At 60.7% G+C, this 22,163-nt stretch carries 21 protein-coding genes; 14 read left to right on the top strand and 7 right to left on the bottom strand.

What is annotated here, in order from left to right:
* Positions 1–197: 197 nt before the first annotated feature.
* Positions 198–980, top strand: coding sequence for an SDR family NAD(P)-dependent oxidoreductase (locus tag FHT86_RS28580; RefSeq protein ID WP_133710295.1), 783 nt, complete (start codon positions 198–200; stop codon positions 978–980).
* Positions 981–1,079: 99 nt separating this feature from the next.
* Here FHT86_RS28580 and FHT86_RS28575 read toward each other — a convergent pair whose 3' ends face one another.
* Positions 1,080–1,769, bottom strand: coding sequence for a DUF4336 domain-containing protein (locus FHT86_RS28575; RefSeq protein WP_133710294.1), 690 nt, complete (start codon positions 1,767–1,769; stop codon positions 1,080–1,082).
* A gap of 52 nt (positions 1,770–1,821) precedes the next feature.
* On the opposite strand from FHT86_RS28575, the gene FHT86_RS28570 reads away from it, so the two are divergent.
* Entirely contained in the window at positions 1,822–2,412 is a 591-nt protein-coding gene (locus FHT86_RS28570) for a TetR/AcrR family transcriptional regulator (RefSeq protein WP_133710293.1), read from the top strand.
* Positions 2,413–2,515: 103 nt separating this feature from the next.
* Here FHT86_RS28570 and FHT86_RS28565 read toward each other — a convergent pair whose 3' ends face one another.
* Positions 2,516–2,725, bottom strand: a complete 210-nt coding sequence (locus FHT86_RS28565) for a SlyX family protein (protein ID WP_133710292.1) — start codon at positions 2,723–2,725, stop codon at positions 2,516–2,518.
* Between the two features lie 238 nt (positions 2,726–2,963).
* Between FHT86_RS28565 and FHT86_RS28560 the strand changes: the two genes are divergently transcribed.
* The 5 genes from FHT86_RS28560 to FHT86_RS28540 are packed head-to-tail and all read left to right on the top strand — an operon-like array spanning position 2,964 to position 8,000.
* Positions 2,964–3,800 carry a metallophosphoesterase gene (locus FHT86_RS28560; RefSeq protein ID WP_133710291.1) on the top strand — a complete coding sequence of 279 codons (837 nt, stop codon included), beginning with the start codon at positions 2,964–2,966 and terminating at the stop codon, positions 3,798–3,800.
* Positions 3,797–4,960, top strand: coding sequence for an ABC transporter ATP-binding protein (locus FHT86_RS28555; protein ID WP_133710290.1), 1,164 nt, complete (start codon positions 3,797–3,799; stop codon positions 4,958–4,960). Before FHT86_RS28560 ends, FHT86_RS28555 begins: the two co-directional genes overlap by 4 nt.
* On the top strand, positions 4,953–5,876 hold the full coding sequence (locus FHT86_RS28550) for a carbohydrate ABC transporter permease (RefSeq protein ID WP_133710289.1): 924 nt from the start codon (positions 4,953–4,955) through the stop codon (positions 5,874–5,876). Before FHT86_RS28555 ends, FHT86_RS28550 begins: the two co-directional genes overlap by 8 nt.
* The gene (locus FHT86_RS28545) at positions 5,873–6,709 is read left to right on the top strand and encodes a carbohydrate ABC transporter permease (protein ID WP_133710288.1); all 837 of its coding nucleotides are present in this window, start codon (positions 5,873–5,875) and stop codon (positions 6,707–6,709) included. The genes FHT86_RS28550 and FHT86_RS28545 overlap by 4 nt, the downstream gene beginning before the upstream one ends.
* A 25-nt stretch (positions 6,710–6,734) precedes the next feature.
* On the top strand, positions 6,735–8,000 hold the full coding sequence (locus tag FHT86_RS28540; RefSeq protein ID WP_133710287.1) for an ABC transporter substrate-binding protein: 1,266 nt from the start codon (positions 6,735–6,737) through the stop codon (positions 7,998–8,000).
* A gap of 68 nt (positions 8,001–8,068) precedes the next feature.
* Here the strand turns inward: FHT86_RS28540 and FHT86_RS28535 are convergent, their stop codons facing one another.
* Positions 8,069–9,052 (bottom strand): substrate-binding domain-containing protein, encoded by a 984-nt coding sequence (locus FHT86_RS28535; RefSeq protein ID WP_133710286.1) that lies wholly within the window; start codon positions 9,050–9,052, stop codon positions 8,069–8,071.
* Between the two features lie 115 nt (positions 9,053–9,167).
* The gene (locus FHT86_RS28530; protein WP_183868955.1) at positions 9,168–10,070 is read right to left on the bottom strand and encodes a LysR family transcriptional regulator; all 903 of its coding nucleotides are present in this window, start codon (positions 10,068–10,070) and stop codon (positions 9,168–9,170) included.
* A 137-nt stretch (positions 10,071–10,207) separates the two neighbouring features.
* On the opposite strand from FHT86_RS28530, the gene FHT86_RS28525 reads away from it, so the two are divergent.
* The 3 genes from FHT86_RS28525 to FHT86_RS28515 all read left to right on the top strand — a co-directional run bounded on the left by FHT86_RS28525 (position 10,208) and on the right by FHT86_RS28515 (position 14,421).
* Positions 10,208–11,380, top strand: a complete 1,173-nt coding sequence (locus FHT86_RS28525; RefSeq protein WP_133710284.1) for an HlyD family secretion protein — start codon at positions 10,208–10,210, stop codon at positions 11,378–11,380.
* 159 nt (positions 11,381–11,539) lie between these two features.
* Positions 11,540–13,156: a DHA2 family efflux MFS transporter permease subunit gene (locus tag FHT86_RS28520; protein ID WP_133710283.1), complete on the top strand. Its 1,617-nt coding sequence runs from the start codon at positions 11,540–11,542 to the stop codon at positions 13,154–13,156.
* A 35-nt stretch (positions 13,157–13,191) separates the two neighbouring features.
* Positions 13,192–14,421, top strand: coding sequence for an adenylate/guanylate cyclase domain-containing protein (locus tag FHT86_RS28515; protein WP_133710282.1), 1,230 nt, complete (start codon positions 13,192–13,194; stop codon positions 14,419–14,421).
* A gap of 36 nt (positions 14,422–14,457) precedes the next feature.
* Here FHT86_RS28515 and FHT86_RS28510 read toward each other — a convergent pair whose 3' ends face one another.
* Complete coding sequence (locus FHT86_RS28510) at positions 14,458–15,402, bottom strand: GlxA family transcriptional regulator (RefSeq protein ID WP_133710281.1); 945 nt, start codon at positions 15,400–15,402, stop codon at positions 14,458–14,460.
* A gap of 129 nt (positions 15,403–15,531) precedes the next feature.
* Between FHT86_RS28510 and FHT86_RS28505 the strand changes: the two genes are divergently transcribed.
* The 4 genes from FHT86_RS28505 (at position 15,532) to FHT86_RS28490 (ending at position 19,474) form a co-directional block, all read left to right on the top strand.
* Positions 15,532–16,329, top strand: coding sequence for an SDR family oxidoreductase (locus FHT86_RS28505; protein ID WP_133710280.1), 798 nt, complete (start codon positions 15,532–15,534; stop codon positions 16,327–16,329).
* Between the two features lie 155 nt (positions 16,330–16,484).
* Entirely contained in the window at positions 16,485–17,468 is a 984-nt protein-coding gene (locus tag FHT86_RS28500) for an AraC family transcriptional regulator (protein ID WP_246779722.1), read from the top strand.
* Positions 17,469–17,669: 201 nt separating this feature from the next.
* Positions 17,670–18,590, top strand: coding sequence for a 3-hydroxyacyl-CoA dehydrogenase (locus tag FHT86_RS28495; RefSeq protein ID WP_133710279.1), 921 nt, complete (start codon positions 17,670–17,672; stop codon positions 18,588–18,590).
* A gap of 143 nt (positions 18,591–18,733) precedes the next feature.
* On the top strand, positions 18,734–19,474 hold the full coding sequence (locus tag FHT86_RS28490; RefSeq protein ID WP_133710278.1) for a carbon-nitrogen hydrolase family protein: 741 nt from the start codon (positions 18,734–18,736) through the stop codon (positions 19,472–19,474).
* 164 nt (positions 19,475–19,638) lie between these two features.
* On the opposite strand, the gene FHT86_RS28485 is transcribed toward FHT86_RS28490, so the two are convergent.
* Both FHT86_RS28485 and FHT86_RS28480 read right to left on the bottom strand, forming a co-directional pair.
* A complete protein-coding gene (locus FHT86_RS28485; protein ID WP_133710277.1) occupies positions 19,639–21,225 on the bottom strand; it encodes an aldehyde dehydrogenase (NADP(+)) in 1,587 nt (528 codons plus the stop codon).
* A 159-nt stretch (positions 21,226–21,384) separates the two neighbouring features.
* Positions 21,385–22,161, bottom strand: a complete 777-nt coding sequence (locus tag FHT86_RS28480) for an SDR family oxidoreductase (protein WP_133710276.1) — start codon at positions 22,159–22,161, stop codon at positions 21,385–21,387.
* Positions 22,162–22,163 lie beyond the last annotated feature (2 nt).

Genomic DNA, 22,163 nt, shown 5'->3' with positions numbered 1-22,163 from the left:
CTCCTCTCGGCAGTAATTATAAAATCTCTTGTCACCAGGGGATACGGGAGGACAGGGCTTTTTGTTACACACAGGCGTGTGAAACACCGAAACGTGATGATGCGTCGCAGCTGGAATCGCCATCGAACGGATTAGAACTTGGGAACGATCGCCTCACCGGCAGGTTTGCCATCAGCAGCAGGCAGGGGAAGAATAGAATGGAGCTATCGGGAAAAGTCGCTCTGATCACCGGCGCAACGTCCGGCATCGGCCGAGCATCTGCCTTTCGGCTGGCCGCGGAAGGTGCGGCCATCGGCGTTCTCGGTCACGGGGCGGACGAGGTCCACGACACTGTAGCGGCGCTTGTCGCGGCAGGCGGTAGGGCGCTGGGATTGATCGCCGATGTCGCCGACGAAGCGGCCATGGAAATCGCCCTCGCCACCCTGATCGCGCATTTCGGCCGGCTCGATATCGTACTCGCCAATGCCGGCATCAATGGCGTCTGGGCACCGATCGACGATCTGAAGCCCGCGGAATGGGACCGGACGATCGCCGTCAATCTGCGGGGCACCTATCTGACGCTGCACTACGCCGTGCCGCATCTGAAAACCCAGGGCGCCGGCTCCATCGTGGTCATCTCGTCCATCAATGGCACACGCACCTTTACCAATGCGGGCGCCACCGCTTACAGCGCCACGAAGGCCGCGCAGATCGCCGTCGTCCAGCATCTCGCCCTCGAACTTGCCAGACACCGTATCCGCATCAACGCGATCTGCCCTGGCGGAGTCGTTACCAACATTTCCGAAAGCACCGTCAAGCGCAACCAGGAAGAAGCCGCCATTCCCGTCGTCTGGCCGAAAGGCAACATTCCCTTGAACAATGGCCAGCCCTGCAGCGCCGACGAGATCGCCGAAACCGTGTTGTTCCTTGCCTCCGAGCGCTCGCGTCACATCACCGGCACGCCGATCTTTGTCGACGGCGGTCAAGGCCTGTTGATCTAGGGGTAAGGAGCTACCAATCAGGCGGACATCAAAACCGCTTCAAGCCGACCATAGCTGCCATCGAGCATATCCGCCGCAAGCGCAGATTGATCACAGGCCTCACAGCCATCGAAATGCGCGGCAGAGAAAAGCCTGTGCGTCCTCCGTGACAGGATCGCCATGGGCAAACAGCACCTTCTTCGTAGGCCATGCGAGAATGCGCTTCAGCGCCTCGCGAGCTGCAGCCCGGTCGGCAAAGGCTATCCGAAACTTGCGTGGCACCGAAGGTTCGCTGGCGACCATAAGATCCAGCCGGGCAACAAGCGCGCGCCATCCCGTGAACCAGCCAGGTTCAAAATGCTGTATTAGATCGGTGAAAATCGCCGTTTCGCTTTGTCGGTGAAAGAAAACAAACTCGGTCGTGATTCTATTGTTCGTAATGGCGACAAGATCGATCTGCCCCGACCATGCCGGTGGAGCCGGAGATTCGCCGAGAAAGCTGTTGAACGTGACATCCTTGCGCTTTTCCGAAAGACCGCGAGGCCCATAAACACTGGCATTGGGGAAGGCACGCTGCCAGTCGCGCAGATAGGTGTGGTGGAGCATGTTGGGGGCGACAAGGTGGCGAACTCTCCCCAATTCCTTCACCCCGGCGAGAAGTGCGTCCGAGATCGCGATGGGCGACCACAGGAACAGATCACCACCAGACAACCGGATGACGGCCATGCGTGTCGGGTAGTGAAAACCTGCTGCAGCTATAAGCGTCGGGCCGTCGGCGACCCAGAGGTCAGAGCCAAATTCTTCCAGCACGGCGGGAATCCAGAATATTTACATATGTGTAAAAATACACAAATGTATAAATATGGCAATCTCTAAACGCACCGACCGCTCAAAACGCCTTATCCTCGATGCTGCCGATAGCGCGTTTCGGGAACGGGGTTTCGCCGACACGACGATGGAAGATATCGCGACGGGAGCAGGTCTGACCCGCAAGACCGTTTACAATCTGTTCAGCTCCAAGGAGGAAATCGCCCAGCAGATCATCGCCCGCACGGAAGCTGATGACGCGGGGTACCGCTCCCGGATTGCCGACAACGAGCGCGCGCTATCCCTGCTCGAAACGATCCTTCTCGATAGCGCGGGTTGGTGCCTCGCCAATCCCTCGCTGGCAAGGCTGGCCCTCAGCCCTGACACGCGGCCGAGCCTTGAGCCGCCTCCAGATCGCCCTTCGTTCCAGCGGATCGTGAGGGATGTTCTAGTCCTCGGCCAGAACCAGGGGGCCATTCGCAGGGACGAAGATCCCAATTTCATGGCTCTGGTTCTGCTCGGGATATATGGACAGGCAATGCTGACCGCCCTTTCCGTCAACGCATTCAATGAAGACGAGATGAAGCGCATTGTCCGGATTGTTGTCGAAGGTATAGGCCCTCGACCTCAGGCCAAGGCCGAATGACCGCCTCAGTCGCAATCGGTCATTCATCGCCTTGCATCGCAGCCACAGTCATCTTCTGGCTCTGATCAACGAGTCCCGTGCCTAGGTCTGACGATAGAACCGCTCAATAGTGCGGCGGCTTGGTGATGGCCGGTGCGTCCAGGGTCTGCTCCTCCAGCGTCAGGAACCGCTCGGTCAACCGGTCGAGTTTCTGTCGCGTCTGCTCGACCACTTTCCACTGCTCCGCCACCTGATCGGACAGTTCCTCGATCGTCTTGCCCTGATGGGCCACCAGTTCTTCGAGTGCGGTGATGCGGCTTTGTTCGTCTGACATCTCTGTTCCCCTTCGCCAGCGATCTATAGCACCCGAACCGCCAGCGTACAGTGTCTCAATTAGGCATGTGACAGGCACCGGCGCCATTTGACGGTGATGTGACAAAACTGAAAAACAGGTGAAAAGACCCGTTACCTAACTGACATCAGGGCCTTCTAAACAGGGCTATGAGAAGCGCCGGTTTTGAAGGAAATTCCCTCCCCAAGCGCTTTCCTTTTAGGATTTTCGGAGAAGCGCCTTGAAGATCATCCAGATCACCGACACGCATTTCAGCCCGAGCAAGCCGCATTTCAACGGCAATTGGGAGCCACTGGCGCACTGGATCGAGGCGAGCGGGGCCGATCTCGTTGTCCATACCGGCGATCTCAGCGTCGACGGCGCCGATAAGGATGAGGATATCACATTTTCCATGGACCTGATGCGGCAGATCTCGGTGCCGATGCTGATCGTTCCCGGCAACCATGACGTTGGCCATCTGCCGGGCTCCAACCAGCCCGTTAACGCCGAGCGGCTGGAGCGTTGGCGTCGACTGGTCGGCCCGGACTATTGGGCGGAGGATCTGGAAAACTGGCGGCTGATCGGCCTCGACAGCCTGCTGATGGGCTTCGAGGATGCCGAAGAGAAGGCCCAATTCCAGTGGCTGGAAGATATGCTTGAAAGCCGTGGCGGCCGGCGCGTAGCGCTCTTCGCCCACAAGCCGCTATTCGTCGATGCGTCCGACGAAGGCGATACCGGCTATTGGAGCGTGCGCCCCGCGCAGCGCCGCCGTCTCTACGATCTGATCGCGGCCCATGACGTTGCCCTTTTCGGCAGCGGCCATCTGCATTGGACCTGGAAGGGGCAATTCAACGACACAGCGTTGGTTTGGGCGCCGCCCGCTTCCTTCATTCTCGACAAGATGGAGCGCCCGATGCCGGGCGAACGCCTGATCGGCGCCGCCGTCCACACTCTCGGGGACGGCGTTACCACCGAGATCGTCGCCGTTCCCGGCATGACCGCCTATTACCTCGACGATGTCGTGGAGGAAGTTTACCCGCAGGAGGCCCACAAGGTCCATCGGGAGCCGACGGAATGAGTGCGCTATCGCTTCGCGGCCTTACCAAATCTTTCGGTGCCAATGCCATCCTCAAAGGCGTCAGCCTCGAGGTCGAGCCGGGCGAGTTCATCGCCCTCGTCGGCCCATCCGGCTGCGGCAAGAGCACGCTCTTGCGCATCCTCGCCGGGTTGGATCATGCCGACAGCGGTGAAATCCTGGTGGGCGGCAATGACATCTCGGGTGTGGCGGCGGCTGACCGCAACATCGCCATGGTCTTCCAGTCCTACGCGCTCTATCCCCATCTGACGGCGTCGGAAAATATCGCCGTGCCGCTCGCCATGCGCCGCCTGACGCGCATACAGCGCCTGCCCTTCATCGGCGCGCTGATTCCCGGCCAGAAGAGCGTCCGCGCCGGCATCATCCGCGATGTCCGCGAGATGGCGACGTCGCTGAAGATCGATCACCTGCTCGATCGCAAGCCCGGGCAGATGTCCGGCGGCCAGCGGCAGCGCGTGGCGCTTGCCCGCGCCATGGTGCGCCAGCCGAGCGTCTTCCTGATGGACGAGCCGCTCTCCAACCTAGATGCCAATCTGCGCGTCCATGCCCGCGGCGAAATCGTCGATCTGCATCGCCGCGCCGGCGTACCGACGGTCTACGTCACCCATGACCAGGCCGAGGCGCTTTCCATGGCCGACCGTGTCGCCGTGATGATCGGCGGTCAGTTGCTGCAACTGGCCGCGCCACAGGCGATCTATGACGATCCGGCCCATATCGAGGTCGCTCGCTTTGTCGGCCAGCCGCGCATCAACCTGCTGCCGGCATTGGCCGAAAACGGCACCGTCGCATTCGGCGGCATAAGGCTGGCGCTGGAAGAAACTGGTTTTACCGGCTCCGCCGTCACGCTCGGCATCCGACCAGAATTCGTACGCTTGGCCGACAGCCGGCAGGATGCGCTCGCCGCTCACATCGAGCGAATGGAATTCCTCGGCTCCGAAGTCATCCTGCATGCCCGGCTCGACGCCATCGGTGAAAGCATGGTCGCCAAGCTCGCCCCTGCCGATGCCACAGGCCTGTCCGCCGGCTCACCGGTTGCACTGACGCTGGCGCCCGAACGGGCCATGGTCTTCGCCGAAGACGGCCGTCGCCTGCGAGCTGTGCCTGTTGCGGTCGATGCCGCCAGGGAGAAGGCCCATGGTTAGCATCGCCGCCACGGCATTGCCGATGCAGTCGGTGGCGGCGCGCGAGCGCAGCGAAGCTCGCACGGCCCTGCTGCTGGCGCTGCCGGCCATCATCCTGATCGTGCTCTTCGTTCTCCTGCCGATCGTTGCCGTCGTCTTCCTCGGCTTCACTGATTTCCAGCTTGGCGACAAGAGCTTCCGCTTCGTTGCCTTCGAGAATTTCGCGCATCTCCTCAGGGACCGCACGTTCCAGAAATCGCTGTGGAACACGACGATCTATACCGCCATCGTCGCGCCCGTCTCGATCGCGCTCGGCCTCGGCGTGGCGCTGCTGATCGAAAGCGAGAATATTGGCCGCAGCTTCTTCCGCACCGCCTATTTCCTGCCGGTGGCCTCGCTGATCGTCGCCATGGCGACCGTCTGGCAATATCTCTTCCATCCGACCATCGGCCCGATCAATGCCATGCTCGGCGAAATCGGCCTGCCGCGCCCGAACTGGCTCGGATCTTCGGCAACGGCGCTCTACAGCCTGTCGATCATCGGCATCTGGCAGTCGGTCGGCTTCAACATGGTGCTGTTCCTCGCCGGCCTCACCGCCATCCCGCGCGAGCTCTATGCCGCCGCCGAGGTGGATGGCGCAAAATCGGCGCTCGACCGCTTCTGGCTGGTCACCTGGCCGATGCTTGGGCCGACGACGCTATTCGTCACCACAATCAGCATCATCAACGCGGTCAAGGTCTTCGACACCGTCAAGACGCTGACCGATGGCGGGCCGAACCATGCCTCGGAAGTGCTGCTCTTCACCATCTATCAGGAAGGTTTCGTCTATCTCGAAGTGGGCTATGCCTCGGCGATGACGACGGTCTTTCTCGCCATCCTCGTAGTGCTGACCTTCCTGCAGTATCGCGTCCTCGACCGGCAGGTGCACTACACATGACCTCCGTAGGCTTCACCCCCGGCCGCATCCTGCGTCTCTTGCTGCTGATATCAGGCGCCCTCGTTTTCCTCGCGCCCTACATTTTTATGATATCGACTGCCGGCAAGGCGCAGGACGATATCTTTACCTCCGCGCTGAAGCTGATCCCGACGCATCTCTTCTACGTCGAGAACATCACCCATGCACTGAGCAAGGTGCCGATGGGCACGCTGTTGTGGAACGGCGTCCTCGTCTGCGGCCTGATCTTCTTCTTCCAGGTGCTGATCGCCATCCCCTGCGCCTATGCCATGGCCAAGCTGAAGTTCCGTGCTGCACGCACGATGATGGTGCTGATCATGCTCGGCTTGCTGATCCCGATCCACGCCACGGCCTTGCCGCTCTACGTCGCCTTCAACAGTCTTTCCCTGTTGAACAGCTACACCGCGCTGGTGGCGCCCTTCTCGATTTCGGTCTTCGCGATCTTCATGTTCCTGCAGTTCTTCCGCGCCATGCCGGACGACCTGATCCATGCCGCCCGCCTCGACGGTATGTCGGAGCTCGGCATCGTCGCCCGCGTCATCGTGCCGAACGCCTGGCCCGCGGTCACCGCCTTTGCGATCTTCTCGGTCGTGGCGCATTGGAACGACCTCTACTGGCCGCTGATCGTCATCAGCAAGCAGGACTACGCCACGCCGCCGCTCGGCCTCATGTATTTCCGCGCTGCCGAAGCCGGCGACGACTACGGCGCGCTGATGGCCGCCACGCTGATTATCACCCTTCCCCTCGTTGTCGCATTCCTTCTCGCACAGAAGCGCTTCGTCGAGGGCATCACCATGACCGGTCTCAAAGGCTGACCGGTTCGAAACAGGAGAACGAGCGATGAAGCATATCACCCAGATTCTCGCCGCCGCGGCCATTTCGATGGTCGTGTCGGTCCCGGCCTATGCCGAGACGACCTTGACGGTTCACTACCCGATGCCCGGCTTCTTCAAGGACGTGATGGACACGATCTCGAAGAAGTTCATGGAAGAAAATCCTGACATCAAGATCCAGTTCGCCGCTCCTTCGGCCACCTACGAGGAAGGCATCCAGACCATCCTGCGCGAAGCAGGCACGAATGAAATGCCCGATGTCACCTTCATCGGCCTCAACCGCCTGCGCATGATGGATGAGCGCAATGTCGCCGTCGATCTCGGACCGCTTGTCCAGAAGGACGGCAACATGGCCGAGCAGGGCTTCTCCGACACCATTCTCAAGCTCGCCCAGGTCAAGGGCAAGCAGGTCGGCCTCGCTTTCGCGACATCGAACCCGATCATGTACTACAATGCCGACCTCGTGAAGGCAGCCGGCGGCGACCCGAACAACCCCCCGAAGACCTGGGATGAGGTCATCGCGCTCGCCGGCAAGATCAAGGCGCTCGGAAATGGCGTCGACGGCATGGATTTCCGCTGGCAGGGTGACGACTGGATGTTCTCCGCCCTCCTCTTCGGCGCCGGCGGCAAGATGCTGAGCGACGACGAAACCAAGGTCGCCTTCAATGGTCCGGAAGGCCAGAAGGCCGTCGACATGATCGAGCGTTTCGTCAAGGAAGGCGGCATGCCGGTCTTCACAAAGTCTGCCGGCGAACAGGCATTCGCTGCTGGCAAAGTGGGCTTCGAATTCCAGACCACCGGTGCGCTGATCAACACGATCAAGAATGTCGGCACCAAGTTCGACCTGCGCACCGCCAAGATTCCGCTGATCGACCCAGTCAACGGCCGCCTGCCGACCGGCGGCAACGCCGTCGTCATCCTGACGCATGATCCGGTCAAGGAAGACGCCGCCTGGAAGTTCGCCAAGTTCGCTGCCGGCCCCTATGGCGCATCGGTAGTCGTTCCCGGCACCGGCTATGTCCCGAACAACGAACTCGCCGCCAAGTCGGCCGATTATCTCGGCGACTTCTACAAGAAGAACCCGCTGTTCCAGGCAAGCCTCGAACAGATGCCGCTGATGATCCCGTGGTATGCCTTCCCGGGCGCCAACGGCGTCAAGGTCACCCAGACGATCGTCGACAACCTGTCACGCATCGTCGACGGCTCCGCCACGCCGAAGGAAGCACTCGACGACGCCGCTTCCGACGTCGAAGGCATGCTGCCGCGCAGCTGATACTTTATTTGACGACAAAACCGACGCCGCTTCTCTTCCGAGAGGCGGCGTTTTCGTTTTCCGATGCGTTACGAGATAGCATTGAGATTGCGGACCGTTCCGCCGGGACGCAACCGATAGGGCACAGTGAGGTGGCGCGGCGGCGCGGCATTCTCCGCCATATCGAGCAGCAACGAGGCCGCGGCCGCTCCCATCGTCACTTCCGGTATCTCCACCGTCGTCAGCGAAACCTCCATCAGCAGGCCAAGGGAGATGCCGTCGAAACCAGCGACGGAGATGTCGTTCGGGATCGAAAGCCCCTGCCGCCGCAGCGCGCCCATGACACCGATGGCCAGTAGATCATTGGAGGCTATGACCGCTGTCGGTTTCAGGCGCGATACGACATCAGAGAGATCGAGCTGGTCCAGACTGTTGACGAAGGAAATCTCCAATGGTTCGAAAGGCGGATAGCCAGCTGCCTCCATCGCCTTGATGTAACCAAGGTAGCGCTGCCTGGCTCGATCCGATGCTGCAAAATGACCGGCGATGAACAGGATACGGCGATGCCCCTTGTGCAGGAGATGATCGGTCAGATCCCTGCCGGCGCCGAAATTGTCGGTCGCGACAGCAGCGGTGAAGCGTGCCGTCGGCAGGTTGCCGAGCAGTACGGTCGGCGGCAGGGCGGAGGAAAGAGCAGGGCTGTGTTCGGGATCGCAAACCGTGAGGATGAGGCCAGTCGGCTGCTGCTGGAGCAGTGAAGCGACCGCATCCGCCTCCTGTGCCGGATCGTAGTTCGATTGCGCGATCAGCACGCTGTGCCCCGCATGCTGGGCCCGATTCTGGATGCTGGACAGCGAGGACGCAAAGACCGGATTGGTGATACTGGGAATAAGCACGCCGATCGCCGGCCGCCGATTGCCGGCGCGACCACTGGTGCGGTAGCCGATCTCGGCCGCAGCGCGGCGCACGCGACGCACCATCTCGTCGCTGACCGGGCCGTTGCGATTAAGAACCCGGCTGGCAGTCGCAACCGAGCAGCCGGCACGAAAGGCGACTTGCTGGAGCGTCGACATGATCTCACGCACCTCCGGCTTCAGGTCCGGCGGCAACGAAAAAAATATCGAGCCACCAGAGTAGCCGGCTATTTATCCGAGGTCCGTGACAGTTGTTTGAAGGATTCTTATCGCCTCAGCTCATCCATTTCCGATGTTCGGCAAATCGCTCTGCGACCAGATCGATGAAGATCCGCGTTTTCGTCGGCAGATAGGTGCGGTTGGGATAAATGGCGTTGATCGAGAATTCCGCCGGCTTGTAGTCCGGCAGCATCCGCACTAAGGCGCCGGAAACCAGATCGTCCATGATCAGAAAACTTGGCGCCAGGAAAATCCCCTGCCCGTTCTGTGCCATGTAGCGCAGGGTGTCGGCACTGGTGGTGACGATGTTGCCGCCGACCTTGACGCTGACCTGTTCGTTGGCCTCTGTGAAAAAGCGCCATTCGTCGCCATAGGGATAATAGGCGTAGCGCAGCCAATTGTGGCTCGCGAGATCGGCAGGCTCCATCACCGCGGGATGCGTCTGGGGATAATCCGGCGAGCAGACCAGCACATGCCGCCAGGGCGTCAATCGCCGCGCCACCAGGCTGGAATCGGGCGGCATCGTCGTGCGGATGGCGAGATCATAGCCCTCCTCGATCAGGTCGATCATCCGCTCGCCGATGCTCAAGTCGACCGTCACGGAAGGATAGAGGCTCAAATACTCGCTGATGACGGGTGACAGGAAGCGGGTAATATGCGTGCTGGTATAGAATTTCAGCGTGCCGCGCGGCGTCGAAGTCGCAGCTCCCGCGGCGCTGTCGGCCTCCTCCAGATCGGCGAGAATCTGGCTCGAACGCTCGTAATAAAGCTTGCCGGTTTCGGTGAGGCTGACCTTGCGCGTGGTGCGGTTCAGCAGTCGCACGCCGAGCCGATCCTCCAATGATTGTATATGGTTGCCGACCATGGTGACCGACATGTTGAGACGCCTAGCGGCTGCCGAAAACCCTCCGCATTCCACCACGCGCCCAAACACCTGGAGGCTTGTCAGCCTATCCATATTGACCCCTCGATTATCCGCTCTGAGTTGATGATCCTTCCCGATATAAGCACATTATCACGCGGCGCGTCACGGCGCATTCTCCAGCCATCGAAACACCGACCTCCGCACAGAGGTCGAGACCATGGAGAGAGACAATGGTTGAGTTGCCGCGCAAGGAACAGTTCCAGACCACTCTGGAAGCAGATGTCAAAACCCCCGTCGTCGCCGAGGCTCCGGTTACCGGAACCCCTGCCGCTGAAACCTCGAAGCCCAAGTCGGGCCGCAAGATTATCAAGCGCACGATCATCGCCGCCGCATTGCTGGCCGGCGCTGCCTTCGTCGCTGACTATGGCCACCACTATTGGACAACCGGCCGCTTCATCGAATCGACCGACGACGCCTATGTGAAGGCTGACTACACCACGATCGCCCCGAAAATCTCCGGCTATATCGCCGAGGTGTTGGTCAACGACAACGACCACGTCAAAGCCGGCCAGGTACTCGCCCGTGTCGATGACCGTGACTATCGCTCAGCGCTGACCCAGGCTCAGGCAGACGTCAAGGCCGCCGGGGCCGCCATCAATAATCTGGATGCCCAGATCGCCCTGCAGCAATCGATCATCGATCAGGCCAGGGCCACCATCGTCGCAACACAGGCCTCGCTGACCTTTGCCGAGGCCGACTCCCAGCGCTCGCAGAACCTGATCCGCAATGGTGCTGGCACGACGCAGCGCGCCGAACAAAGCCAATCAGCACGCGACCAGGCTGCCGCAAATCTCCAACGCGATCAGGCCGCTCTCGTCGCAGAGCAGAAAAAGATCGCCGTCCTTCAGACCCAGCACGACCAGGCCGTCGCCCAGCGTGACCGCAGCGCCGCCGCCGCCCATCAGGCTGAGTTGAACCTTTCCTACACGGAGATTGTCGCTCCCGTAGACGGCACTGTCGGCGCCCGCACGCTGCGCGTCGGCCAGTTCGTCACCGCGGGTACGCAGTTGATGGCCGTCGTTCCGCTCAATGCGGTTTATGTCGTCGCCAACTTCAAGGAAACCCAACTCACCTATGTCCGCCCCGGCCAGCCGGTCGAAATCAAGGTTGATAGCTTCCCCGACGCCGCCATCAAAGGCCACGTCGACAGCGTATCGCCGGCAAGCGGCCTCGAATTCTCGCTGCTGCCTCCGGACAACGCCACCGGCAACTTCACCAAGATCGTCCAGCGTATTCCAGTCAAAATCACGCTCGACGATGCAAGCCTTGCCGGCCTGCTCCGCTCCGGCATGTCGGTCGAACCCGACATCGACACCAAGGCCGCAGTTCAAGGTCAGCATTGAAGCATGATCCCGAAAAGTGTGATGCGGTTTTCGGATCGGATCATGCTCATACATGTAGGATTATCCAGCCAGACTGGATGATCCTTCCCTTCCTTCCTCGATTATCACTCGGACCTCCCCGTGAGACTGTCTCTTCCAGAGAGACAGAGGAGAAACGTCATGGCTACGCTTCAGATCGCCGCAAACAGCAATTCCTCCGCAAAGCCCGCGCCCGCTACCAGCAGCGCGGCTACCATGAGCCCGCTGAAGATGTGGACCGCCGTCATCGGCTCCACCCTCGGCGCCTTCATGGCGGTCCTGAACATTCAGATCGTCAATGCCTCGCTGGCAGACATTCAAGGCGCGATCGGCGCCGGCACGGATGACGGTGGCTGGATTTCAACTTCCTACCTGATCGCCGAGATCGTCGTCATTCCCCTGACCGGCTGGCTCGCCCGCGTTTTCTCGGTACGCACCTATTTGCTGGTCAACGCCATCCTGTTCCTCGTCTTCTCGGTTGCCTGTGCCTTCGCCGCCAACCTGCAGCAGATGATCATCCTGCGCGCCATCCAAGGCTTCTCCGGCGGCGTCCTGATCCCGATGGCCTTTACCATCATCATCACGATGCTGCCCAAGGCCAAGCAACCGATCGGCCTTGCCCTCTTCGCACTGTCGGCCACTTTCGCGCCGGCCATCGGTCCGACGATCGGCGGCTACCTGACCGAAAACTGGGGCTGGGAATATATCTTCTACGTCAACCTCGTCCCCGGCGCGATCATGGTCGGCATGCTGTGGGCCTCGCTGGACCGCGCGCCGATGAACCTCGGCCTGCTCGCCAAGGGCGACTGGCCCGGCATCGTCACCATGGCAATCGGCCTCGCTGCGCTGCAGACCGTGCTGGAAGAAGGCAACAAGGACGATTGGTTCGGCTCGCCCTTTATCGTCCGCCTGTCTGTTGTCGCCGCCGTCTCACTGACACTCTTCCTGATCATCGAGCTGCGCGCCGCCCATCCGCTCCTGAACCTGCGCCTGCTGGTGCGCCGCAACTTCGGCTTCGGTATCGTCGCCAACTTCCTGCTTGGCATCGCGCTTTATGGCTCGGTCTTCATCCTGCCGATCTACCTGACCCGCATCCAGGGCTATAATTCCGAGCAGATCGGCATGGTACTCGCCTGGACCGGCATCCCGCAGCTATTGTTGATCCCGCTGGTTCCGCGCCTGATGAAGCGTATCGACCTTCGCATCATGATCGTCGTCGGCTTTGCCCTCTTCGCCGCCTCGAACTTCATGAACATCTACATGACGGCGGACTATGCCAGCGACCAACTGTTCTGGCCGAACATCGTCCGCGCCATCGGTCAGGCCCTCGTCTTCACGCCGCTGTCGGCCATCGCCACCTCAGGCATCGAAAAGGAAAATGCCGGTTCCGCCTCATCGCTCTTCAACATGATGCGCAATCTTGGCGGCGCGGTCGGCATCGCCATGCTGCAGACCTTCGCCCAGAAGCGCGAACAGTTCCACTCGAACATCCTGACGGACTCCGTCACGGTCTTCGATGAAGCCACCCGGACCCGTATCGCGCGACTGACCGCCTACTTCATGAACCACGGCGTCTCGGATGTCGCCACCGCCCAGCACAAGGCCATCGTCGCCGTCGCGCTGCGCCTGCGGCAACAGGCCAATATCATGGCCTACAGCGACACCTTCTACCTGCTCGGTGTCGCCCTTGTCGCCGCGCTCATTGCCAGCCTGTTTCTCAAGAAACCCAGCCACATCGAAGGCGGCGGCGCTCACTAAGCGCCGCTCCTTCCCTCGCCCAAGGAGTTACGATCATGACCACCGTCAAGACCCGCCAAGCAGCGCCTTCATTGTCTGATCTTCTCGATATCGAAAACCCCGTCTCCGAGCGAGGCGCCATCAGCCCCGCCGCCATCCTCGCGCTCATCGAATGGCTGTCTGGCGACGAGGCCCACGCGCTGGATGAGGCCGGCCTGACCTTCGGCCTTGGCCGCCGTCTAAGAAGCCTCGGCGTCCCGGTCGACCGGCTGACATTGCATCTCATGACCCTGCATCCGGAAATCATCGGTCGTTCCGTCTCCTGGTCGCCGAACGAACCGATACAGATCCGCGACCGCGAGCACGGCACTATCACCCAGACATTCCTGCACAGCGCACTGTGGAAGGCCATGAACACCCGCGATATCGTCATCGCCGGCCGGGGTGACGATAACGACCAGTGGGAACAGCTCGACACATTCGCCGGCCGTGATCTGGTGGAGCTGATGATCGTGCCGCTTTGCAATGCGGATGGGCCGGTCAGCGCCGCTTCCTTCGGCACCAAACGTCCGGGCGGCTTTACACTCCCGGAACGGCAAGTGATCCAACGCATCATGCCGTCGCTGCGCAATGCCTGCGAGCTCCGGACGCTGCGGCAGGTCGAGCTCAGCCTGCTCGATATTTACATCGGTCCGATGACGGCGCAGCGCATCCTCGCCGGCCATATCCGCAAGGGCGAGATCGAGACCATGGAGGCCGCTCTTATGCTCTGCGACCTCCGCGGCTTCACCGAGCTTTCCAACCGCCTGCCTGGCGAGCGCGTACTGGAGCTGCTGAATATCTATTTCGACGCCGTCGTGCCGGCAATTGCTCACGAAGGCGGCGAAGTCCTGAAATTCATGGGCGATGCCGTTCTCGCCGTCTTCCCCGGCTATGACGCAACCCTCTCCAGCGATGCCGCACTCGCCGCCGCCAAAGCCATCCTCGCTCGCCTCGAAGCGCTGCATTTCCCCGACGCACACCTGCAGGCGGGCATCGCGCTGCACTATGGCGAAGTCAGCTACGGCAATATTGGCTCCGGCCGCCGCCTGGATTTCACCGTCATTGGCCCCGACGTCAACCTCGTCAGCCGGATACAGGGCGTATGCAGCGATAGCAGCGAACCGCTGCTGATGTCGCGGGATTTTGCGAAGATGCTCAGCTATCAAGACTGCATCTCGATCGGCAGTCGATCGCTGAAAGGATTTGACGAAGAGATCGAGCTGTTTGCACCACACGCCGCTTGACATCTATCCCTGCACCACAGCGAGGATATCCCTACTTCAAGCGGCATATTCCCGCTGCGCGTTCCGCCGGATCGCCTGCGGCGGTTGCCCGAAAGCCCGCAGAAAGGCGCGCCGCATGCGTTCGCGGTCGGCAAAGCCGGTTTCCTGCGCCACCACGTCGATCGAGTGCCGCCCCTCCTCCATCATCAGCCGGGCCGCCTCGACGCGCAGGTTCTCCACCGCCTTGGCCGGCGACTGACCCGTCTCCGAGCGGAAAGCGCGGCTGAATTGCCGGGGGCTCAAATGCGCGGCGTCGGCGAGCTGTTCCACCGACAGCGGCGTGCGCAGATTGCGTTTGGCATAGGCGAGAGCGCTTTGAATCCGGTCCGATTTTGGCTCCATCTCCAGAAGCGCCGAAAACTGCGACTGACCGCCGGCGCGGCGGTGATAGACGACAAGTTTCTTTGCCACCGCACGCGCCAGATCGGCACCGTGATCCTTCTCCACCATCGCCAAAGCCAGATCGACGCCTGCCGTCATGCCGGCGGAGGTCCAGACAGAACCATCAATGATGAAGATGCGGTCTTCCTCCATCTTGATCTTGGGAAACCGCGTCTGGATATCGCGAGCCACGATCCAATGCGTCGTCGCCCGCCGCCCGTCGAGCAAGCCGGCATGGGCAAGGAAATAGGCGCCGGTGCAGATGGACGCGAGACGGCGCGAGCGCGTCAACGCCTCTTGCATGAACAGCCGCTCCCCCGCTGTCGGCACGGCTTCCTGCGGCGCGCCGCTGACGATTAGCGTGTCGAATGTCGGATCGTCAAACGCCTGAGTTTCGACCGCCAACCCGAGCGAACTCATAACTTTTCCGCCGGTCTCCGAAACATAGAGCGTCTCGTAGATCGGCTCTTTCACCTCAAGATTGGCGAATTCGAACACCGAGGCGGCGGCCAAAATCATGACCTGAAACTCGGGAAACAAAAGAAAGGCGATGCGTTGCATGGTCGAAATCTCCATGATGTCCTAAAAGGTGGTATATATGACATTTAAGACACGAGCAAGTCGGACTATAAATCCTCCCAAGCGAACGGCAGACGCCAACGCCCTGAACCAAAACGAAGGAAAGAGACAATGTCCAGCGAACACAAAGGCACCGCACTCGTCACCGGCGCATCCACCGGCATCGGCGCCCTCTACGCCCACCGCCTCGCCAAGCGCGGCTATGACCTGATCCTGGTTGCCCGCAATCGCGATCGCCTGACGACGCTTGCTCAGCGCCTCACTGGCGAAACCGGCCGCACGGTCGAAGTCATTTCGGCCGACCTCAACGAAAAGGCCGATCTCGCCCGTGTCGAAGAAACCTTGCGCGACGATGCCAGCATCACCCTATTGGTCAACAACGCCGGCGTCGGCGGCACCGCACCGCTGGTGGCCTCCGACATCGACAAGATGGAACAGATGATCAACCTCAACGTCACGGCGCTGACACGGCTGACCTATGCCGTCGTGCCCGGCTTCGTCGCCCGCGGCGGCGGTGCCATCATCAACATCGCCTCGATCGTTGCCGTGGCGCCTGAAGTCCTCAACGGCGTCTATGGCGGCAGCAAGGCCTTCGTCCTTGCCTTCAGCCAGTCGCTGAAACACGAGCTGGCCGACAAGAACATCAAGGTCCAGGTCGTGCTGCCGGGCGCCACCGCCACCGATTTCTGGGGTATCGCCGGCACGCCCGTCGAGCATCTGCCGAACGAAATCGTCATGTCTGCCGAAGATCTGGTGGACTCCGCCCTTTCCGGTTTCGACCAAGGCGAATTCGCGACCGTGCCTGCTCTTCCCGAGATTGCACAGTGGAATGCCTATGAAAGTGCGCGCCAGGCCATGATGCCCAATCTGTCGCGCACCAAGCCGGCGGCGCGCTACAAAATCGCCTAAACCACTGAAAAGACGATGTTATAAAATCAATTGCGTCAGCGTCCCCTAACGTGAGGCGCTGACGCAGACCTTACATTAGAAATAGTAGATTTATATCACATTTAGACTATATTTGCTGCTTTCGCACTGCACTATCTAGGATAGCGTTCCAAAAATTGGTAATCGTCGCTGGCATCGGTCTCAGAGGGATCGGCTGTTGTGAGGCTTGGGGCGTAGCAACGATGCATCATGGTGCGGGGTCCGAAGACTATTTCAGGCTGAGCACGCCAGCGTGTGCGCTCGAAGCCGTTCTATGCAAAAACGGAATTAACCTGGAATGTCCCGAGACGGCTTCAGGCCGCACCGAAGTCGGTTTCGTGCTTGGCCTGCAGCGTCAGGAACCTGCGCTGGACCGGGTGAAGCTCGGCGAATACTTCGTTCCCGTCATTCCGTTCCCGCAAGGCACGATCGGGCTCGCCAGCCTGATCCTCGATCCGCCGAGCAAGATGCGTCGCGAGGAAACGACCAGTATCTATCTGTCACGTCGGACCTTCGACCAGATCGCCGATACGCTCGGCACCGACCGTATCGTCGAACTTCCGCTCGCGCCCGGCATCGCTACCGGCGACACCGTTATCGAAAACCTGTTTTCCTGCCTGATACCGGCCATCGAACAACCGGACCGGATGAGCGCATTGTTCATCGATCACGTCGGCAAAGCCTTCAACGCACATATCGCCCAGCGCTACGGCCGCATGCAGATGGCGCGACCCGCCGTCATCGGTGGCCTGACGCCGTGGCAGTTGCGCCGCGCTCGCGACACGATTAACGCCCGACTGGATCAGGATGTGTCTCTGGCGCAACTTGCCAGCGACTGCGGCCTTTCCACCAGCCATTTCGCCCGCGCCTTTGCACGCAGCACTGGCATCCCGCCGCATCGCTGGGTGATGCAACGCCGCGTCGACCGCGCCAAGGAACTGATGCGGACGGGCACGCCCCTCGCCGAAATCGCGCTGATGTGTGGTTTCTCCGACCAAAGCCACCTGACGCGCGTCTTTTCGCAATCCGTCGGCCTCACGCCGGGGCGGTGGCGGGAATCACAACTATCAGCCGCTTTCGATATGGCACCGATCGCATTGAGAGAGACCGATTCATGCTGACCACCAGCCGTTGCCCGATCGGCGTTATGGCATCAAGAGCCCGCCGACGCGCTGACACGATCCGCGACATCTAGGCTCTTGATCTTTGCTGCGCTGCAGCAGATCCTCGACGAGAATACAGAGACGAATGATGCTGTCATCAAGCAATGTCATCATCTTCTCGCGACGACCCGCAGATCCGATCCTTGAAAGGATGCTCTCATGTCTGAAGCAGAAGTACGGACGCCTGCCGCCTCTCCCGGAAAGACCGAACGGCTGTTTTTCCTCGATATCAATGACGGGCGAATTCTCTCCTCCGCCATCGACGGAACCGACCTCAAGCTGATTATCCAACGCCCAAGCCGCAGCCCGGACGGCGTCCTCGTCGACAGCGAAAACGGCTGGCTCTACTGGACGGAAATGGGCACGGACTACAATGCCCATGACGGCTCGATCGAACGCATCGATCTCGACGGCAGCAATCATGTGACGCTGATTGCGCCGGGCAGCACGCTGGTGACGCCCAAGCAGATCCAGATCGATCGCGATGGTGGCAAGCTCTACTGGTGCGACCGCGAGGGCATGCGGGTGATGCGCGCCAATATCGACGGTTCCGACATCGAAACCCTCGTCCAGAATGGCGACAGCCCCGCCGACAGCGCCAATATCGAACGCTGGTGCGTCGGCATCGCCCTCGATCTGCCGCGCGGGCAGATCTACTGGACGCAGAAAGGACCGCCGGATGCCGGTCTCGGACGCATCTTCCGCGCTGGCATCGATATTCCGCTGGGCGAGACGGCAACGAAGCGCGGCGATATCGAGACCTTGCTCGACAAGCTGCCGGAACCGATCGACCTCGAACTCGATCTCGCCACTCGCACCGTCTATTGGACCGACCGCGGCAATCTTCCGCGCGGCAATACCGTCAACCGCGCCAGCATGGACAACCTGGTAGCAACATCGGAAGTGGTCCTTGAAGGCCTGGACGAAGGCATCGGCCTGTCGCTGGACCTCCCAAACAACCGCATGTTCTTCACCGATATCGGCGGCAATCTCTATTCCGCAAGCCTCGATGGTTCCGGCGAACGCGAGCTGTTGCACCATGCCGGTTCGTTCACGGGGATCGTCTACGCGGTGGTTTGAGTGAAATAGCTGAATTCATGTCAAAAAAAGCTCCTCTCCCGACACGCGGGAGTGGGGCGTTTTCGAATTTTTGCGGTACGACGCAGAGCACTGCACGGTGACCGATTGGATCTTTACGAGACGTCCCTAACCCGGAGACCAATGTGGAAAGTGTCAGGATAGCGGCCGCACAGACCCCGGAATTTCGCGAGAATATTGGGGCAGCCTTGAACTATGCATGCGAGACCGCCGCACTTGCTGGATCGCAGGGTGTAGCCTTGCTGGTCTTCCCGGAAGGTTTTCTTCAGGGATATCTGACGGAAGAAGCATCGGCGCGACGCGTTGCTCTCGATATCACATCACCTAAGTTCGGGATGGTTCTGGAACAATTACCCAAAACAGGTCCTATGATGGTCATAGGACTGATCGAAATCGAAGACGGACGACTATTCAACACTGCAATTGTCGTAGAGCGTGGCGTTCTTGTCGGTCGTTATCGAAAGGCACATCTTCTAAGTGCCGAACAGGCCTTCAATGCAGGCAACGATAGCCCGATCTTTGAAATCGATGGCCTGAAATTTGGGATAAACATCTGCTTCGACACGAACTTCCCCGAAGCAGCGAGAAAGATTGCGGACCTTGGAGCATCCTTGATCGTATGCCCGTCCAATAACATGATGCGACGAGACAGGGCGCAAACATTCAAGGAACTGCATAACGCAGTTCGCGGAGAAAGGTGCCGTGAAACAGGTCTATGGCTAATATCATCTGATGTGACAGGCGAGCGTGATGGCCGCGTGGCGTGGGGACCAACAGCTGTCTTGAGCCCGAAGGGGCAAGTCGTGGCGCAGCTTCCTCTAGAAGAGCCGGGATTGTTGGTCTTTGAATGTCCCTACAATCGATGAACCGCAAACCGGTCCCCTGCACCAACTGCCTACGGCACGAATTCGCTTAGTTTTTAGTCTGTCTCGATAACAGGGAGGAACGTTGCGGATGCGTCTCTCCCCTTCTCCCCGTCAGAACGGGGAGAAGGTAGCCTTTAGGCCGGATAGAGGGGGCTCCTCAGTATTCAGTTGCCCTTGCGCACGCCATCCAGCAGATGCGGCAGTCCCTTGACGCCTTCGTCACGCAATTCCGCCGGCAGCAAGCCTTCCGGCAGATCCTGATAGGACACCGGGCGCAGGAAGCGGCGGATGGCAAGTGTGCCGACCGATGTGGTGCGGCTGTCTGATGTCGCCGGGAACGGGCCGCCATGCACCATGGCATGGCTGACCTCGACGCCCGTCGGCCAGCCATTGGCGAGAATGCGGCCGACCTTGCGTTCCAGCACTGGCAGCAGTTTCGCGGCGATGCCGTAATCGCCCGCATCGAGCTGCAAGGTCGCGGTCAACTGGCCCTCCAGCTTTTCGGCAACAGCGATCATCTGGTCGATATCCTTGCAGCGCACCAGCAGGCCGCTGGCACCGAAGACCTCGTGACCAAGACGATCGTCAGCGAGAAAATGCTCGACGTCGGTCTCGAAGAAGGCGCCGGGGCTGCGGTTGACGCCCTCCGCCGGAGCGCCGCGCGCAACCGTCTTCACGGCCTCATGGCCGGCAAGGGCTGCAACGCCATTGTCGAATGCGGCATGAATGCCAGGCGTCAGCATCGGCGCCGGCACGCTACCGGTCAGCGCGGCACTGGCAGTCTCGACGAAACGATCGAGATCGGGACTATCGATCGCAAAAAGCAGGCCGGGATTGGTGCAGAATTGACCGGCGCCCATCGTCAGCGAACCGACAAAACCGGTACCGATCGCTTCGGCGCGAGCCGCAAGCGCCGCCGGGAACAAGAAGACCGGGTTGACGCTGCTCATTTCGGCATAGACCGGAATCGGTTCCGGCCGGGCCGCAGCGATTGCGCCGAGCGCCAGACCGCCGCCTCGCGAGCCGGTGAAGCCGACCGCCTTGATATGCGGATTGCGCACCAATGCGGCACCGGTCTCATTCGCGCCGGTCAGGAGCGAAAAGGTGCCTTCCGGCAGACCGCAGGCAACGACGGCGGCGCGGATGGCGCGGCCGACCAGCTCACCGGTACCCGGATGGGCAAGATGGCCCTTGACGACAACCGGGCAACCGGCCGCCAGCGCCGAGGCGGTATCGCCACCGGCAACCGAGAAGGCGAGCGGGAAATTGCTGGCGCCGAAGACGGCGACAGGGCCGAGCGGAATCTGGCGCAAGCGCAGGTCGGGACGTGGCAGCGGCTTGCGGTCCGGCAACGCCGGATCGACACGCAGGTCGAGCCATTCGCCCGAACGAACCACCTGCGCGAACAGCCGGAGCTGGCCGACTGTGCGGGCGCGCTCGCCCTGCAGGCGCGCGGTCGGCAGGCCAGTCTCTTCCGTGGCACGCTCGATCAGCGCATCGCCGATCTCCATGATGTTGGTCGCGATCGTTTCCAGGAACGTCGCGCGAGCTTCCGGGCTGGTTGCGCGATAGGTATCGAATGCCTGGCCTGCCAGCTCGCAAGCCCTGATAACATCTGCTTCGCTAGCAATCGCAAAGGCTGGTTCCAGGTTCGCGCCGGTCGCCGGATTGATGGCGCGCACGGATTTGTTGTCGCCGGCCGAATCCGCGCCGATCAGCAGATCGCCGCTAATCACAAAAGACTGTGTCATGGGTATTCCTTGATGATGCCAGGACGCTGGGAGTTGCGCCCGTCAGAAGCAGATAGCAAGATGAAATGACAAATGTAAGATGATGATCGTCATCTAAATATCAAGCCTTATCCCAGGAGATAAGACGGCTGCGACCTTATGCACCGCCACGCCTCGAAATCAAGGATGCTGCTGCACGCTTAGCCCGCCGTCGATGGTAAGGCAGGCGGCATTCATGAAGGGGCACTCATCGGAAATCATGAAGACGGCAGCGAGCGCGATCTCCTCCGGCGTCGCGATGCGGCCACCGGGATGCAACCGCATCGTCTCCGCCTTGGCGGCTTCCGGATCGGCAAAACTATTCCAATAGTCGATGACCTTCTGCGTCGAAACATAGCCCGGCGCTAGCGCATTCACCCTGACGCCCTTGGCTGCATATTCGAGCCCCAGCGATTTCGTCATGCCGAGCAGTGCATGTTTGGCAAGCGGATAGGGAAAAGTGTGCGGGATGATGGTGAAGGCATGGGTGGAGGCAATGTTGAGAATCGCACCGCCGCCCTCGGCGATGATACCGGGCAGCACTGCCTTGCAGCAATTCCAGGCGCCCTTGAGATTGACATCGAAACAGCGTTGCCACTCTTCATCGGACGTCGCCAGCGGCTCGGAGAAAACGTTGACTCCGGCATTATTGATCAGCGCATTAAGCCGGCCGATCTCACTGGCCGCCAGCGCCACTGCAGCCTCGATCTTTGCGGCATCGGTAATGTCAGCCGCGGCATAACCGAGCACCGCGCCTGCTGCCTTCAGCGCTTCGGCTTCGCGCGCCAACAATGCGCCATCCATATCGATGAGGAACAGGCCTGCGCCTTCCTTGGCACAGGCCTTGGCAATCGCCAGGCCGATACCCTGCGCCGCGCCGGTGATCAGGATGCGTTTGCCGGAAAGGCGGTTGGTCATGA

It is taken from the genome of Rhizobium sp. BK313, assembly GCF_014193655.1.
GTDB lineage: Bacteria > Pseudomonadota > Alphaproteobacteria > Rhizobiales > Rhizobiaceae > Rhizobium.
This window is presented reverse-complemented; position numbering and strand designations above follow the sequence as displayed.

Bases quoted from the DNA above. Each gene is read 5' to 3' on its own strand.
- FHT86_RS28530 (WP_183868955.1), bottom strand. From the start codon at position 10,070: ATGGATAGGCTGACAAGCCTCCAGGTGTTTGGGCGCGTGGTGGAATGC.
- FHT86_RS28515 (WP_133710282.1), top strand. From the start codon at position 13,192: ATGACCACCGTCAAGACCCGCCAAGCAGCGCCTTCATTGTCTGATCTT.
- FHT86_RS28480 (WP_133710276.1), bottom strand. From the start codon at position 22,161: ATGACCAACCGCCTTTCCGGCAAACGCATCCTGATCACCGGCGCGGCG.
- FHT86_RS28510 (WP_133710281.1), bottom strand. From the start codon at position 15,402: ATGCAACGCATCGCCTTTCTTTTGTTTCCCGAGTTTCAGGTCATGATT.
- FHT86_RS28565 (WP_133710292.1), bottom strand. From the start codon at position 2,725: ATGTCAGACGAACAAAGCCGCATCACCGCACTCGAAGAACTGGTGGCC.
- FHT86_RS28485 (WP_133710277.1), bottom strand. From the start codon at position 21,225: ATGACACAGTCTTTTGTGATTAGCGGCGATCTGCTGATCGGCGCGGAT.
- FHT86_RS28540 (WP_133710287.1), top strand. From the start codon at position 6,735: ATGAAGCATATCACCCAGATTCTCGCCGCCGCGGCCATTTCGATGGTC.
- FHT86_RS28525 (WP_133710284.1), top strand. From the start codon at position 10,208: ATGGTTGAGTTGCCGCGCAAGGAACAGTTCCAGACCACTCTGGAAGCA.
- FHT86_RS28550 (WP_133710289.1), top strand. From the start codon at position 4,953: ATGGTTAGCATCGCCGCCACGGCATTGCCGATGCAGTCGGTGGCGGCG.
- FHT86_RS28580 (WP_133710295.1), top strand. From the start codon at position 198: ATGGAGCTATCGGGAAAAGTCGCTCTGATCACCGGCGCAACGTCCGGC.
- FHT86_RS28520 (WP_133710283.1), top strand. From the start codon at position 11,540: ATGGCTACGCTTCAGATCGCCGCAAACAGCAATTCCTCCGCAAAGCCC.
- FHT86_RS28555 (WP_133710290.1), top strand. From the start codon at position 3,797: ATGAGTGCGCTATCGCTTCGCGGCCTTACCAAATCTTTCGGTGCCAAT.
- FHT86_RS28495 (WP_133710279.1), top strand. From the start codon at position 17,670: ATGTCTGAAGCAGAAGTACGGACGCCTGCCGCCTCTCCCGGAAAGACC.
- FHT86_RS28570 (WP_133710293.1), top strand. From the start codon at position 1,822: ATGGCAATCTCTAAACGCACCGACCGCTCAAAACGCCTTATCCTCGAT.
- FHT86_RS28505 (WP_133710280.1), top strand. From the start codon at position 15,532: ATGTCCAGCGAACACAAAGGCACCGCACTCGTCACCGGCGCATCCACC.
- FHT86_RS28535 (WP_133710286.1), bottom strand. From the start codon at position 9,052: ATGTCGACGCTCCAGCAAGTCGCCTTTCGTGCCGGCTGCTCGGTTGCG.
- FHT86_RS28545 (WP_133710288.1), top strand. From the start codon at position 5,873: ATGACCTCCGTAGGCTTCACCCCCGGCCGCATCCTGCGTCTCTTGCTG.